Source organism: Vibrio kyushuensis, from assembly GCF_050337325.1.
Lineage (GTDB): Bacteria > Pseudomonadota > Gammaproteobacteria > Enterobacterales > Vibrionaceae > Vibrio > Vibrio kyushuensis.
Window position 1 is genome coordinate 345,648 of the sequence record NZ_JAKJSV010000003.1, and the last position, 14,843, is coordinate 360,490.

General features: G+C 41.9%; 12 protein-coding genes. 6 read left to right on the plus strand and 6 right to left on the minus strand.

Annotated elements, in window-relative coordinates; translation table 11 throughout:
• Positions 1–222: 222 nt before the first annotated feature.
• Together L4D20_RS08040 and L4D20_RS08045 are read left to right on the plus strand one after the other, a co-directional pair.
• Positions 223–963: a helix-turn-helix transcriptional regulator gene (locus tag L4D20_RS08040; protein ID WP_428801061.1), complete on the plus strand. Its 741-nt coding sequence runs from the start codon at positions 223–225 to the stop codon at positions 961–963.
• A 133-nt stretch (positions 964–1,096) separates the two neighbouring features.
• Positions 1,097–2,782 carry an AMP-binding protein gene (locus tag L4D20_RS08045; protein ID WP_428801062.1) on the plus strand — a complete coding sequence of 562 codons (1,686 nt, stop codon included), beginning with the start codon at positions 1,097–1,099 and terminating at the stop codon, positions 2,780–2,782.
• 206 nt (positions 2,783–2,988) lie between these two features.
• Here L4D20_RS08045 and L4D20_RS08050 read toward each other — a convergent pair whose 3' ends face one another.
• The gene (locus tag L4D20_RS08050; RefSeq protein WP_428801063.1) at positions 2,989–3,195 is read right to left on the minus strand and encodes a DUF1127 domain-containing protein; all 207 of its coding nucleotides are present in this window, start codon (positions 3,193–3,195) and stop codon (positions 2,989–2,991) included.
• A 106-nt stretch (positions 3,196–3,301) separates the two neighbouring features.
• Between L4D20_RS08050 and L4D20_RS08055 the strand changes: the two genes are divergently transcribed.
• Positions 3,302–4,249 carry a LysR substrate-binding domain-containing protein gene (locus tag L4D20_RS08055; RefSeq protein WP_428801064.1) on the plus strand — a complete coding sequence of 316 codons (948 nt, stop codon included), beginning with the start codon at positions 3,302–3,304 and terminating at the stop codon, positions 4,247–4,249.
• Positions 4,250–4,368: 119 nt separating this feature from the next.
• Positions 4,369–4,584 (plus strand): VF530 family protein, encoded by a 216-nt coding sequence (locus L4D20_RS08060; RefSeq protein ID WP_428801065.1) that lies wholly within the window; start codon positions 4,369–4,371, stop codon positions 4,582–4,584.
• A 72-nt stretch (positions 4,585–4,656) separates the two neighbouring features.
• On the opposite strand, the gene fusA is transcribed toward L4D20_RS08060, so the two are convergent.
• Both fusA and radA read right to left on the minus strand, forming a co-directional pair.
• The gene (gene fusA / locus L4D20_RS08065) at positions 4,657–6,741 is read right to left on the minus strand and encodes an elongation factor G (RefSeq protein ID WP_428801066.1); all 2,085 of its coding nucleotides are present in this window, start codon (positions 6,739–6,741) and stop codon (positions 4,657–4,659) included.
• A gap of 237 nt (positions 6,742–6,978) precedes the next feature.
• Positions 6,979–8,358 (minus strand): DNA repair protein RadA, encoded by a 1,380-nt coding sequence (gene radA, locus L4D20_RS08070; protein WP_428801067.1) that lies wholly within the window; start codon positions 8,356–8,358, stop codon positions 6,979–6,981.
• A 174-nt stretch (positions 8,359–8,532) separates the two neighbouring features.
• Here radA and L4D20_RS08075 point away from each other — a divergent pair, with 174 nt between their 5' ends.
• The gene (locus L4D20_RS08075) at positions 8,533–10,878 is read left to right on the plus strand and encodes a PilZ domain-containing protein (RefSeq protein ID WP_428801068.1); all 2,346 of its coding nucleotides are present in this window, start codon (positions 8,533–8,535) and stop codon (positions 10,876–10,878) included.
• Positions 10,879–11,002: 124 nt separating this feature from the next.
• Here the strand turns inward: L4D20_RS08075 and serB are convergent, their stop codons facing one another.
• Complete coding sequence (gene serB, locus L4D20_RS08080) at positions 11,003–11,983, minus strand: phosphoserine phosphatase (RefSeq protein WP_428801069.1); 981 nt, start codon at positions 11,981–11,983, stop codon at positions 11,003–11,005.
• Positions 11,984–12,104: 121 nt separating this feature from the next.
• Between serB and L4D20_RS08085 the strand changes: the two genes are divergently transcribed.
• Positions 12,105–12,707, plus strand: a complete 603-nt coding sequence (locus L4D20_RS08085; protein ID WP_428801070.1) for a YtjB family periplasmic protein — start codon at positions 12,105–12,107, stop codon at positions 12,705–12,707.
• A 127-nt stretch (positions 12,708–12,834) separates the two neighbouring features.
• Here L4D20_RS08085 and deoD read toward each other — a convergent pair whose 3' ends face one another.
• A complete protein-coding gene (deoD, locus tag L4D20_RS08090; RefSeq protein ID WP_428801071.1) occupies positions 12,835–13,554 on the minus strand; it encodes a purine-nucleoside phosphorylase in 720 nt (239 codons plus the stop codon).
• Positions 13,555–13,606: 52 nt separating this feature from the next.
• On the minus strand, positions 13,607–14,827 hold the full coding sequence (locus L4D20_RS08095) for a phosphopentomutase (protein WP_428801072.1): 1,221 nt from the start codon (positions 14,825–14,827) through the stop codon (positions 13,607–13,609).
• Positions 14,828–14,843 lie beyond the last annotated feature (16 nt).

Here is a 14,843-nt window from a genome sequence, read left to right on the forward strand (position 1 = left end):
CCATTAAGAGTTTTATTAACTCTAACCTTTGCCATTCTCAATATTGATACTTGACTATCTTTTATTATAGATAATTCCTGAACAAGGATCACATTATCAGGTCAACTTAACTAACAAAATAATCAATTAGGACTCTTCTATCACCATTATCTTGAAATATTTCTACCTATGACTAGCCTTAAATTAGTTATTAAGAACTAGCTAATCTAAGGCTACTATATTATGGATGTTCTTCACGCAGGCCATTGGATTGGGCAATCAGTATCATACATACCAAAAGATACCCTATTTAGTATCGAGAAGTTCTTTAAGGTGATTGAAAGTGGACACGATGTGTCTATTTTGAGCGACCCTAATATAAATGTTTGTTTTTTCTTTTTTGATAAACATGTCAACCATCCGCTACTACTTACAGCAATAAAGCTTTGTCAAAACCTTCATAAACAACTGATCATTATCCATAAAGGTGAAATAGATGACGATATTGTTGAGTTAAATATTATTTTTGATCATTTCGATCTAAATAATTTTGACATTTATGACTGGTGCGAAAATCTTAGTCGTAATATTCACTATCGCTTCACCGATCATCAATCTGTATTAGATATACACAAAAATGAGGTTGGTCTTAATAATCAATCAATTAGTAAAGATATAATTGAGGTACTGCGTTATATAGACCTCAATATTGCTAAAACAATCAGAGAAGAAGATATTGCTGATTATTGCCACTATTCCGTCAGCTACTTTTCAAAGGTGTTCCACAAATCCTTGGGGATCAGCTTTCGTGATTACCTAACCACAAAACGAATCGAACTTGCTAAACAACTTTTACAAGACGATAAAAAGAACAAAATTGCAGTCATTGCTTACCAGTGTGGTTACAACGATGTTTCCTACTTTTCACGCATTTTTAAGAAGAAGACTGGAATTTCTCCCGGTGTTTTCAGGCAGTTCCATTAGATAGATCACTCTAATCGATCAAAATCCCTTCATAATCTTTCACCTCCCTAACGCTCGTGCTAGTGTTAACTAGTGATTAACAATTAAATAACATAATAATTAATGCATCACTTCTAATACATGGAGTTAGAGAATGATTCAGCCTAATCAAATGACAAAACCTACTTGTACTCTCCCCCCACCAAACGAGTTGATTTTAAAGTGGTCTCAAGAGCGGCCAAATGAGGTGTACCTTAAACAAATCATCAATCGACAGTTTGTTGAGTTTACTTACGCTGAAGTAGCGGACAAAGCGCTACGCCTTGTGAGTGCCTTGAATAAACTTGGTGCAGAACCTGGTGACAAGGTCGCGCTCATTTCAAAAAACTGCGCTGAGTGGTTTATCTGTGATTTGGCTATGATGCTAGGTGATTTCGTTAGCGTGCCCATCTTCCCTACGGCAGGCGCAGAAACCATAGAGTATTGTGCGACACACAGTGAAAGTAAGTTCATCATTGCTGGTAAGCTCGATGATGCTAAAGCGACTCAAGAAGTACTCTCGAACTTACCTGACATTATTAGCATCGCTCTGCCATACGATAGCGCGCCAAGTTGCCAATACCAGTTTGAAGATCTTATAACGGAAGTAGAGCCCTCTACTTTTAGACCAGAACATTGCGATGATAAATTGATGTCATTGGTGTACACATCTGGAACCTCTGGCCAGCCTAAAGGGGCAATGTTGACCTATGGTGCATTCAGTTGGTCTGTTCAACAGTTGGTAAACCATATTGGTATACAAGATGGTGACAGACTGTTCTCATATCTGCCGCTTGCACACATTACCGAGCGTGTTTACATATTTGGCTGCTCAATTATGGGTGGCGTGGTGACTGCCTTCCCTGAGTCGTTAGATACCTTTATTGAAGACGTTAAAATGCAACGTCCGACTCTGTTTATCTCGGTACCTCGTTTATGGACTTTATTCCAGCAGCGCATTCAAGACAAACTTCCACCACGTAAACTAAACCTTCTTCTTAAGATTCCATTTATCAATAGTTTGATCAAAAAGAAACTCGCTGAAGGACTAGGGCTTGATCAAGCAAGAGTATTAGGTTGTGGATCTGCTCCTGTTTCTGCGGCGTTACTCAACTGGTACCACAGTGTTGGATTAAACATTACTGAAGCTTGGGGAATGACGGAAACATTCGCTTATAGCACGATCAACTATCCGTTTAGAGAAGACAAAATTGGCACGGTTGGTGATGCAGGACCAGGGATTGAACTGAAAATCGCTCAAGACAGTGAAATTATGGTTCGTGGTAAAGGGCTATTCTCTGGTTACTACAAAAATGATATCGCGACAAAAGAGACTTTTGATAGCGAAGGTTGGGTACATACTGGTGATATAGGATCGATTGATGCTGACGGGTATCTCTGGATCCAAGGGCGTAAGAAAGACACCTTTAAAACTGCTAAAGGTAAATTTGTCGCCCCAGTTCCTATCGAGAAAAAATTATTTGAATACAGCCGTGTCGAAATGATGTGTCTTATCGGCCTTGGGCTTCCTGGGCCAATCTTACTTGTCGTTCCGCATGATTTCCCTAACTTTGACAGAAAACGCTATGAACGCACTACCGAGCGCGTTATTGAAAAAATGAACGCACAACTTGGTTCGCATGAGAAAATCAAAGGTGTATTGATGATCAAAGAACCGTGGAGTATAGAAAACAATGTACTCACTCCTACGCTCAAAATAAAGCGCCATATCTTGGAGCAAAAGTACCATGATCTCGGCGCTGACTGGCCTAAAGACAAGTTGGTCATCTGGGAAGAATAAACGATACAACGAGTTAACACTAAAGTGATGGGGAGGCTTACTTTTGATAAAAGTTCGAAAGTAAGCCTTTTCTGTTTCATGAGTATCGTTATTTCAAAAAATAAAAAACCTCAGTGTGAATACTTAACACTGAGGTGATGCTAGACAGGAAGGTTAGCGAATATTTTATTTAAGCTCTTAAACGACGTTGTTTATTTACTCTTGTCTTAGTCCCAAAACACTCGGTTACTTTCCTTAGTCGCTTGTTCTTCACTCAGACCTACATCAGCGAGTAGGTGATCCGGAAGATCCGAAAGGTGTTTTCTTGAGCGGGATTTTGACACCCACATCTTGATAATAGAAAAGAAAGTCTTAATTAAATTAGATGAAGGTCGGCTTATAGTATTCGTGCCATTCATGATTGAAGTATTCATATCTCTCTATCTCCCTTTAATTAACTCAGTTGACAAGGTTAATAATCAACCATTATGGTAAATAGGACAAACGATACAAATTGGCATTGAGTTAAGGAAAACTAATGTGAAAGAACGAATGCCTCCATTTTTGGGGATCTATTATTTTTATACCGCCGCAGAGCTAGGCAGTTTCAAAGCCGCCGCCGCTCAGCTTTTTGTAACAGCGGCAGCGATCAGTCAGCAAATTAGATTACTCGAAGAGTGGGTAGGCACTGACTTGTTTATTCGTCAGCATAGACAAGTCGTCTTAACCCATGAAGGGGAAACGTTATACTTACAAGCCAAAAAAGGATTTGCTCATCTACAAGATGGAATACGACAAATAAACCAAGACCCCAATCCAACACAGCTTTCTATTTCCACATTACCCTCTTTCGCTCAACATTGGCTTGTTCCTCGTATTGGGCAATTTAAAGAGCAACACCCTGAACTATCCATGTTAATTGAACCGTCTAATCACGTGGTGTCATTTCAGGACTCAAGTGTTGATATCTGTATACGTTACGGAGAAGGCAATTACAAAAATGTCGAAAGTCGATGGCTAATGGATGAGGTGGTTTATCCCGTCTGTCATCCTATTTATCAAGAAAAACACGGTATCTATAGTGTGGATGACCTCTATAAAGCCGAACTCATTGAAGATCGTTGGCCAGATATGGATTGGCAATTATGGCTAGATTCAGTCGGAGTGAAAGGTGGTCAATCTACACTGCAATATGACGGTTCTCATTTTGTACTCGAAGGTGCTTTAGCGGTTCAAGGCGTTGCACTGGTTAAGCACAGTCTTGCTTTACGCTACCTAGATGAAGGAAAGCTCGTTCGTATTAGTAATATTGCTCTCAAGCCACGTTTTAGTTATTACTTATGTGCCCCTGCTGGGTATTTTCGTCGTGAAAAAATTATTGTATTTGAAAAATGGATGAAGCAACAAATCGAGCAGTTTTCCTGTTTAGGGCGCGAGGAGTTGATCATTAAGGAGAGCGATTATTCTTTAAAATGGAAGCGTAACTAAGCTTAAATGGAAATGTAACTAAGCCTTAAAGAATTGCTATACTATGCCCAACGAAACGGCAAATCTAAAGCTCACTTGCTCTCAACAGCGGCTGCGCTTAACAATAGTGAAATGAGAAAATGACACAAGAAAATAACCCTCTTCATGGCATCACGCTTCAAAAGTTACTGACTGAATTGGTTGAACATTACGGATGGGAAGAGCTTAGCCGTATGGTTAATATTAACTGCTTTAAAAGCGACCCTAGTATTAAATCCAGCCTGAAATTTTTGCGTAAAACCGAGTGGGCTAGAACAAAAGTGGAATCCATTTACGTTCAACTGAAACAAGCCTAGTTAAAAAGGTTCTGAATACAAAAAGCCCCGCTAGTCAGACTAGCGGGGCTTTTAAGTTAGAGACTAAAACGATTATTTCTTAGCGTTTTCTTCTTTAACTTTAGCAATTACTGCTTCAGCCACGTTCATTGGGCATGGTGCGTAGTGTGCGAATTCCATAGAGAATTGACCACGACCTGAAGTAATAGTACGTAGGTGACCGATGTAACCGAACATCTCAGAAAGAGGGATGTCAGCTTGAACACGAACACCTGTTACGCCAGCTAGTTGATCTTTGATCATGCCACGACGACGGTTAAGGTCACCAATAACATCACCAACGTGATCATCTGGAGTAAACACGTCTACTGCCATGATAGGCTCTAGAAGTTGAGCACCCGCTTTAGGGATAGATTGACGGAATGCACCTTTCGCTGCGATTTCAAATGCGATAGCAGATGAATCGACTGCGTGGAAGCCACCATCGAATAGCTCAATTTCAACATCAAGAACAGGGAATCCAGCAAGAACACCTTCGTCCATCATTGACTTGAAGCCTTTCTCTACTGCAGGCCAGAATTCTTTAGGTACGTTACCACCAACAACTGATGAAGAGAACGTAAAGCCAGAACCTGTTTCGCCTGGTTTGATACGGTAATCGATCTTACCGAATTGACCAGAACCACCAGACTGTTTCTTATGCGTGTAGCTATCTTCAACTGCTTGAGTAATAGTTTCACGGTAAGCAACTTGAGGAGCACCAACTGTTAAGTCAACGCCGTAAGTACGCTTAAGGATATCTACTTTGATATCTAAGTGAAGCTCACCCATACCACGTAGGATAGTTTCGCCAGTCTCTTCGTCAGTGTTTACTTTGAACGTTGGATCTTCTGCAACCATTTTACCGATAGCAACACCCATCTTCTCTGAACCGCCTTTATCTTTTGGCGTTACAGCGATTGAGATTACTGGTTCAGGGAAAACCATTGGCTCAAGTGTGATTGGGTCTTTAGGATCACATAGAGTGTGACCTGTTTGAACGTTCTTCATACCAACGATAGCGATGATGTCGCCCGCTTGTGCAGAAGTTAGTTCTTTACGCTCATCAGCTTGCATCTCAACCATACGGCCAACACGCTCTGTTTTACCAGTAAATGAGTTAAGGATTGTGTCACCCTTATTCAATGTACCTGAGTAAATACGTACGAACGTTAGTGCGCCAAAACGGTCATCCATGATTTTGAATGCTAGCGCTTTGAAAGTTTCGTCAGCTGAAACAAGTGCGTGTGAACCAGTCTCTTCGCCTTCTTCATCCATTAGAGGTTGAGGATCAACTTCTGTTGGTGAAGGTAGGTAATCAACAACAGCATCAAGGATTAGTTGAATACCTTTGTTTTTGAATGCTGAACCACAGTATGTTGGGAAGAAGTCCATAGTACGTGTACCCTTACGGATACATACTTTTAGTTGCTCAATAGATGGCTCTTCGCCTTCCATGTAAGCTTCCATTAGGTCATCGTCTTGCTCAACAGCAGTTTCAACCAGCATTTCGCGGTATTCTTCTACTTTGTCAACCATGTCCGCAGGAACATCTTCAACTGTGTAACGCTCTGGAAGACCTGAGTCATCCCAAACGTACGCTTTACGGCTAAGAAGGTCTACTACACCAGTGAAATCGTCTTCGATACCGATAGGTAGAACCATTACTAGTGGGTTAGCACCTAGTACGTCTTGAGTCTGCTTAACAACACGGTAGAAGTCAGCACCCATACGGTCTAGTTTGTTAACGAAAATGATACGTGCAACTTCAGATTCGTTCGCGTAGCGCCAGTTAGTTTCTGATTGTGGTTCAACACCACCAGAACCACAGAATACGCCGATACCGCCATCAAGTACTTTAAGTGAACGGTATACTTCAACTGTGAAGTCAACGTGTCCAGGAGTATCGATAACGTTGAAACGGTGGTTATCCCAGAAGCAACTTACAGCTGCTGACTGGATAGTAATACCGCGCTCTGCTTCCTGTTCCATAAAGTCAGTCGTTGATTCGCCATCGTGAACTTCACCAGTCTTATGAATTTGACCAGTTAACTTTAGGATTCGCTCAGTGGTAGTTGTTTTACCCGCATCAACGTGCGCGAAAATACCAATGTTTCTGTACTTCGATAAATCTGCCATTGTCTTACTCTGTTAATAGGATATAAAATGCGCGCAGAGTATACCATAATCCGTCAAGACTGGTACCCTTAGCGTGTACGAAGAAGATAAAAAACTTTTATAGGCCACTACTCAGCAAAAATCAATAAGAAGCATATCAATGATACGCTTTTATTATCCCCACTACTGCTCGTGGTATTAATGAGCGTAGTCTATTTAGGCTTGCTCTGATTTACAAACCTAATTCTCTTATTTGCTTTACAGCTCATCAAAAGCAGCAAGCGCATCAGATAGCTTTTTAACCCCATGAATTTGCATACCGTCGATACCATTCTTAGGCATATTGGCGGCTGGAACGATTGCTTTTTTAAAGCCATGCTTAAACGCTTCCATTAATCGTTCTTGGCCACTTGGTACAGGGCGGATCTCTCCAGCCAAACCAACCTCACCAAAGACAACCACATCTTTTGGCAACGCTCTGTCTTTAAAACTTGATAGTAGCGCAAGTACCAAAGCAAGATCGGCGCTGGTTTCAGTGACCTTAACGCCACCCACTACGTTAACAAAGACATCTTGGTCAGCCATCTGCAAGCCACCGTGCTTATGCAGTACCGCTAACAATAAAGATAACCGGTTTTGATCTAAACCGACGGATACGCGTCGCGGGTTAGCTAGCTGAGAGTAATCAACCAACGCTTGAATTTCGACAAGTAAAGGACGCGTTCCTTCCCATACCACCATGACTGAACTGCCTGACGTCTCTTCTTCACCACGGGATAAGAAGATAGCAGAAGGGTTACTCACCTCTTTAAGCCCTTGACCCGTCATAGCAAACACGCCTAACTCATTCACCGCACCAAAACGGTTTTTATGGCTTCGCATGGTTCTAAAGCGGCTATCGGCACCACCATCAAGTAAGACAGAGCAATCAATAATATGCTCAAGTACTTTTGGACCGGCTAATGTACCGTCTTTAGTTACATGACCGACAATAAAGACTGCAACGTTATTTTGTTTTGCGTATCGGGTCAGCATCGTTGCCGACTCTCTTACTTGCGCAATACTCCCCGGTGAAGATTGCACATCCGCAACGTTCATCACTTGAATAGAGTCAATAACCATAATACGTGGCTGCTCTTTTTCAGCGATTTGACAAATTTTGTCTACATTTGTTTCCGACAACATTTTTAGGTGTTCTTTCGGTAAACCTAAGCGTGACGCTCTCATTGCGACTTGCTGAAGCGACTCCTCACCCGTTACATATAACGTTGGCATTTGAGCTGAAAGCAAACACATGGTCTGAAGTAAAAGCGTCGACTTACCAGCACCAGGGTTACCACCTATCAATATCGCAGCACCGGGAACGACCCCACCGCCAAGTACTCGATCTAGTTCTTTGAAGCCACTGCTAAATCGAGGCACTTCTTGTAGATCGATTTCAGACAGAACCTGAACCTTTGATTCATTGATACCGCCTGCATATCCAGACAAACGATCATTGCGCGCTACCGTTGGTGATGCCGCCAAACGAATCTCTGTAATCGTGTTCCAAGCCCCACAAGCGTTACATTGCCCTTGCCAGCGGGGAAAATCCGCACCACAATCGTTACAAACGTATGCACGTTTTGCCTTAGCCATGTTTCCTCAATCTACTAAACTGTTTAATAAGCACTTAATTAAACGAATGATGAAAAGCGCGTGACGCATTCAGTGATGACTAACACCACTTGCTCACCTAGAGAGTTAACATCTGGCTAAAGATCTCGGTGATTCTGCCGATGTTAATGTAACGGACTACTCTAACAGAAAAATATGCAGCAATCTGAAATTCTATCTATCGCAGAAAGACTCATCCCCGCTTTTCATTCAGGGGATTTCGATTACCTTTTGTCACAAATGACAGAGGGCGAAGCCCCGTCAGCAAAACTGCTCATAAAGATGGAATTAAATCGGGTTATGGCACCTTGCACTAAACCCATTGACCTAAGAGGTCGAGTTCAAGGCGAGTGTCGAGAGTACGAGCTTGATGGTTTAAAGCACTGGCTCGATGATGTGGCTTTCAATGCCTACCACAAGAATTTCAAGAAGTTTAACGGCTACACCGAAGGGATGTGGGAAGCCTTAATTAATACCAAGAATAATTTCAGAGTAATGAAACAAAACGGTATTACGCCTCAAAAAGAGTCGTCACCAGAGACAACCCCTTTTCATGTTGAACCAATAACGCTGGGCTATGACTTAAAACGGCAAGAGAATCGCCTGAAGGTTTACTCTCAAGTTGAAATTACTTTGCAAAATAAGCAACTTGTTCATGCGGTGAGTATCGATCTGTCTCCCTCTGGCGCTAAATTTAAAGTTCCAGCCGCAATAAACTATAAGTTGGGCGAACTTGTTAGCGTTTCATTTGTTGAATTACAAAAATCGTCTGAAGTTGAAGAGATCGCTCTACCACTTAATTACCGAGTGGTGGGCATTGATGACAGTTACGAGAATGATGCCGTTAAGTTTATTCGCGCACTTAAAGTGTCAGAGTCTGATGTCATCAATCAAGTCATTGAAGAATCGCTACAAAACAACTCACAAAAAGTTCGCCATGATAACCAAGATAAAATAATTCGAGCTCGCACTCGTGGCTATGAACACACCTATTTAAAACATACCTGCAATCTGCCACTGTTTTTTAGTGGTAGTGAATTAAAGCTGATATTGATGACCGAAAATAACTTGCCCATTTGGAACTATTGGCAAGATGAGCGTAACCAGCAGGCTTTGGGATCTCTGTTTCACGAAGAACGTATCTCACTGCTGACTAAGGCAGGTATTCGTGGCAGCAGCAACACAATTTACTCTTTCACGCATCAACATGAAGGGAAATCTCTTTTCTTCTCAATGATGATGCCTGAAGCAACGAGAGAAGAGCGTCAATTGTTCTGGCATGTAGGAGCAAGACGAAAAAGTTGGAAAGCCTTTAAGCTGTCTATTTTTGAACTCTCCGATCCTGAATGTCAGCAACTAGCGCAGCATGCCAACGAATTGGGTATCAATACTGAAGCCCTCTCTCATTGCGGTATTTTACAAGAGATAGCTGATAGCGATTCAGCAGGGGATTATCTTTTCACTCAAAAGCCGAAACTACCAAGTAAGACGTTAAATCGCTTTCGACATACTCGAAAAATAATAGGCAACCCAACCTCTATCTATTTTGATGCAAAATCTCGTAGAAAAGAGCCTCGCTATCAATTTAAGTCACCTGTTGAATTAACCACACAATCTGGAAAAGTGTATTCAGGCAATACTCTTGATCTCTCAAGGCATGGCTTAAGTATTCAGCTTGACACGCCCAGTGACATCACCGCAAATGACCGATGTACCGTAAACTTACGTGAATTGCAGTTGTACGATAAATCGTTGCCTCTCAGTGAAGTTCCTTATCAGGTAATACGTGTCGGTTCAGATGATCAACAAGTTCAAATGAGTATCGATAACTCTACTCAGAATTTAAGAACGATAGGCTTCTTTGATCGATTAATAAAACACAATGAGAAAAAGCTGCCACAGAAAAAAGAGCTACTCCCTAGTAATGAATTACTTGAAGGGCTGCACGATATTTTATTGGATAAGATGGTCAGCAACCCTGTCTTCATCGAAAAAATTAAAGGCTCATTAGTCCCTAGGGTGATCGGTGTGAACTACCCTCTTCCTCCACACCTAGTGCTAATGGCAAGATTAGGCATTGAAAAGCAGTTTTCACTAGAACCTATTTATAAAGGAAGAATGACGACACTCCTTTCTGTTCCAATGAAACGACTTGAGGGTGCTGTTCCGCAATATCATGAGGTTTATATCTCTGCACTGATTTTTGGGAATCGAATTCAGTCATTACAGACAAAGTTAAGCAGTGAGTTTGAGAGCAATAAAGAACGACTTATTTTCATTAAAAAAGCGATGAATGTGGGTGACTTTTATGTTTTGCGAGTCTCTGGCGCGCCCATTTTTGAACCTCTGAGTAATCTATTAAAAGTGGATATTGAAGAGCTTACTCAAATCAGTATGCATCAAGCGAGAAGCTTGGAAAAAGAGATAAGTTCAACCGTTGGTTACGGTGAGATTGTTGATATTACCGATGAAGTATTGGTTCGATTAGAGCTGACTCGATAAGAGTAATAAGTCGCTTAAAGAATCGCGCGAGGGCTCTTCCTCGCGCTATATATGGCATAATTCGTTGAATTACAGCCATTGGGTTACCGTTTTTTGGCTACCGTTCACTCACATAATAGTCAGCCTAAGGTCTAGATTGCCAACTCAACTTCTTCTGTTTTACAAGCCCAGCAGAAAGTATGCATAGCACCCCACCAAGCCCTGAAAATCGAATCGCTGTTTGTGCCTGCTGTTCCACTTTTGCCTTTGCGTGATAAGCAATACCCAGACCTGCCGCATCCATCATAACAAGATCATTGGCACCATCGCCTACCGCTACAGTATTGTGCAGCTCAATATCGTACTGCTCAGACAGGTCGAGTAGAATATCCGCTTTCGTCTGTGCAGAGACAACATCCCCTAAAACATGGCCAGTTAACTTGCCATCGATAATTTCCAAGGTATTTGACTGAGCATGATGTAAGTTCAATTGCTCTTTTAGATAATCTGAGAAATAGGTAAAACCGCCTGAAGCGATGGCAGTTTTCCACCCCAGCGCATTGAGCGTTGTGACGAGTTCTTCTAAATCAGGCATGAACGGCAGGTCGCTACGTACCGCTTCTAAAATCGACTCATTCGCGCCAGTAAGCTTACCAACACGTTGGCGAAGACTCTGTTCGAAATCGAGTTCCCCTTGCATCGCACGCTCAGTAACCTCAGCCACCTCTTCTCCAACGCCTGCAAGTTTTGCAATTTCATCAATACATTCAATCTGAATGGCTGTTGAATCCATGTCCATCACAATCAAACCAGGCAGAGAAAGGTCAGGCATATCATCCAGACTGGCGAAATCTAGCCCCAATGAAATAACAATATCTTGATGCGCTTGAGTAAGTTGCCCAGACATTAGCGCGACTTCGTAGTGACCTACTTTCCAAGTTTCAACAATAGGCGTATAAACACCTGTGTAGGCATCGATGTCTTCAAAGTGCTGAGCTGAAAGCTGTGTTGAAAATATAATCCAATTAGCTTTGGCTTTATCATGTTGATTAGCAAAGCGAGTTTCTGGTAATCGGCTAAGAAGCGCAGTGTGTCTTCTAATAGAGAGTGTCTTTAACGTGTCCATGTTTTTAATCCTTGAAATAACTCCTCAACGTTACCCTATTGCAATTTAAAAACGCAAGTATCAATATTAATGAAAGTAAAATAAAATTAATGACAGTAAAATAATTCTGTCTAGGAATGCTATGAATCAATCATTGTTTTCATTTCGTATAGCAATCAAAGTCGTTGCGGTACTTACCCTACTCGCTATGGTGGCTGTCATTGCAGTCAATAGTGTTAAAATAAGCAAAGGTAATGAGCAGATTCAACATAATCAGCTCGAGACCTTAACCAAAATGTTGATTTCACAAGCCGCACTTTCAGCGAGTGAACCTGTCTTACAACAAGATCAGGAAAAACTGCTTAAGCTGGCCAATCAACTGACTCACAGTCACCTCTCTTTTGACGCTACAATTTATAATGCTGAAGGCGTTAAGTTAGCTGCTAGTGATGAAGCTCTATCAGCAAGAGAAGTGCTCGGACTCGATACGCCTTTATCTACCGCTAGAATAGGCCGTCAGCAGCTTGTAGAACCAATCATGCATGATTCAACTATTATAGGCTTTGTACGCATAACCTTTGAGACAGGGCGTGTTACAGCGATTTCAGATCACCACTATCGAAAGAGTGATCGTTACATGTACACAATGATTTTGATGAGTTTTATTGGTGGGGTGTTGATGCCGCTACTGATTAGAAAAAAGAGAAAGAACAAAGGCGAGAACTTGCTACTTCAAGGGCACTAGATATTCCAAGTACTTAGCTGATCAAGCATTTGTCTAAACACTCAAACAATAAAAACCTCAGGTCATATCGAACTGAGGTTTTTTGTTTTCTATTGCTAGAGGTGACAGTGAGAGTCATTCACTCAGATTAATCTTCGTCGCCAAGCAGTACTGAATCTAATGCAATTTCCATCATTTCATTGAAGGTCGTAGCGCGCTCATCAGAGGTTGTCTGCTCACCGGTTTTGATATGATCAGAAACGGTACAAATCGCCAGCGCTTTTGCACCATATTCTGCTGCGACACCGTAAATACCCGCTGCTTCCATTTCAACACCAACAATGCCGTACTTGTCCATCACATCAAACATCTCTGGATCTGGCGTATAAAACAGTTCAGCAGAGAACAGGTTGCCGACTTTTACTTCAATACCACGTGCTTTTGCTGCATCTTCAGCATTGCGAACCATCTTATAGTCTGCAATTGCGGCAAAGTCATGATCTTTAAAGCGAATGCGATTTACTTTTGAGTCAGTACACGCGCCCATGCCAATCACAACGTCGCGTAACTTGATATCTTCGCTTACTGCACCACAGCTACCAACTCGAATGATCTTCTTAACACCAAAGTCTTTGATAAGCTCGGTCACATAAATAGAGCATGATGGAATGCCCATACCGTGTCCCATTACAGAGATCTTGCGACCTTTGTAGGTGCCCGTGTAGCCGTACATATTGCGGACATCACAAACCTGAACGGCATTATCTAGAAACGTATCAGCAATGTATTTAGCACGCAATGGATCGCCAGGCATTAAAACGACGTCTGCAAAAGCACCATTTTCAGCATTAATATGTGGAGTTGCCATTATCTAATCCTTTGTTGAAAGCCTAGAGTTGATGACTAGGCTTGAATCATCATTATAAAAAGTTTTTACCGTAATCCATTGGCGAAGTGCCGAAATACGATGCCAAACTTTGACCAATATCTGCAAATGTATCTCTAAGCCCTAATGAGCCCGCAGGTACATTTTTGCCGTACACAATGACTGGAATATGTTCACGAGTATGATCACTACCAGGCCAAGTTGGGTCACAACCATGATCTGCGGTTAGAATAAGAATGTCATCTTCTTCCATTAACTCAATCACTTCATTCACTCGACTATCGAAATATTCGAGTGCTGCAGCATAACCAGCGACATCACGGCGATGGCCATAAGCAGAGTCGAAGTCAACAAAGTTAGTGAACACAATCGTATTGTCACCCGCTTCTTTAATTGCTTCTTTGGTTGCTTCAAACAGATCAGGAATGCCCGTTGCTTTAGTTTTCTTGGTAATACCACAACCAGCGTAGATATCTGAGATCTTACCTATCGAATGTACATGACCATCTTTTTCTTCAACGAGCTTTTGTAAAACAGTTGCTGATGGTGGCTCTACAGAGAGATCTCTTCGATTACCTGTGCGTGCAAATTCACCCGCTTTAGCGCCAACAAACGGACGCGCGATAACACGACCAATATTGTAATCACCCAGCTCTTCACGAGCGATTTGGCATAACTCTAGTAGGTTATCTAGACCAAAGGTCTCTTCATGACAGGCAATTTGGAATACCGAGTCACCCGATGTATAAAAGATCGGAAGACCGCTCTTCATGTGCTCTTCACCCAAGTCATCAAGTACTTGAGTACCCGACGCATGGCAATTCCCTAGAAAACCAGACAGACCTGCGCGTTTTAGAATGCGATCAGTGAGCTCTTTCGGGAAACTATTCTCTTTGTCGGTAAAGTAGCCCCAATCAAACAGAACAGGAACACCCGCAATTTCCCAGTGACCAGAAGGAGTATCTTTGCCCGAAGAAAGTTCTGCGGCATGACCGTAAGCACCAATCACTTCGACACTCTCTTCTAAACCAGCAGCGAACTTACCCGTTGATTCTTTGTGAGCCATCGCAAAGCCAAGCTTTGACAGGTTAGGCAACTTTAGTGCCCCACTGCGATCGGCATTATCTGCCAATCCTTTACTGCACTGTTCTGCAATGTGACCCATGGTATCTGCACCAACATCACCGAACGTATCCGCATCAGCTGTTTCACCAATACCAAATGAATCTAAAACTAAAATAATTGCTCTTTTCATTTCTCTCTCCAACAGA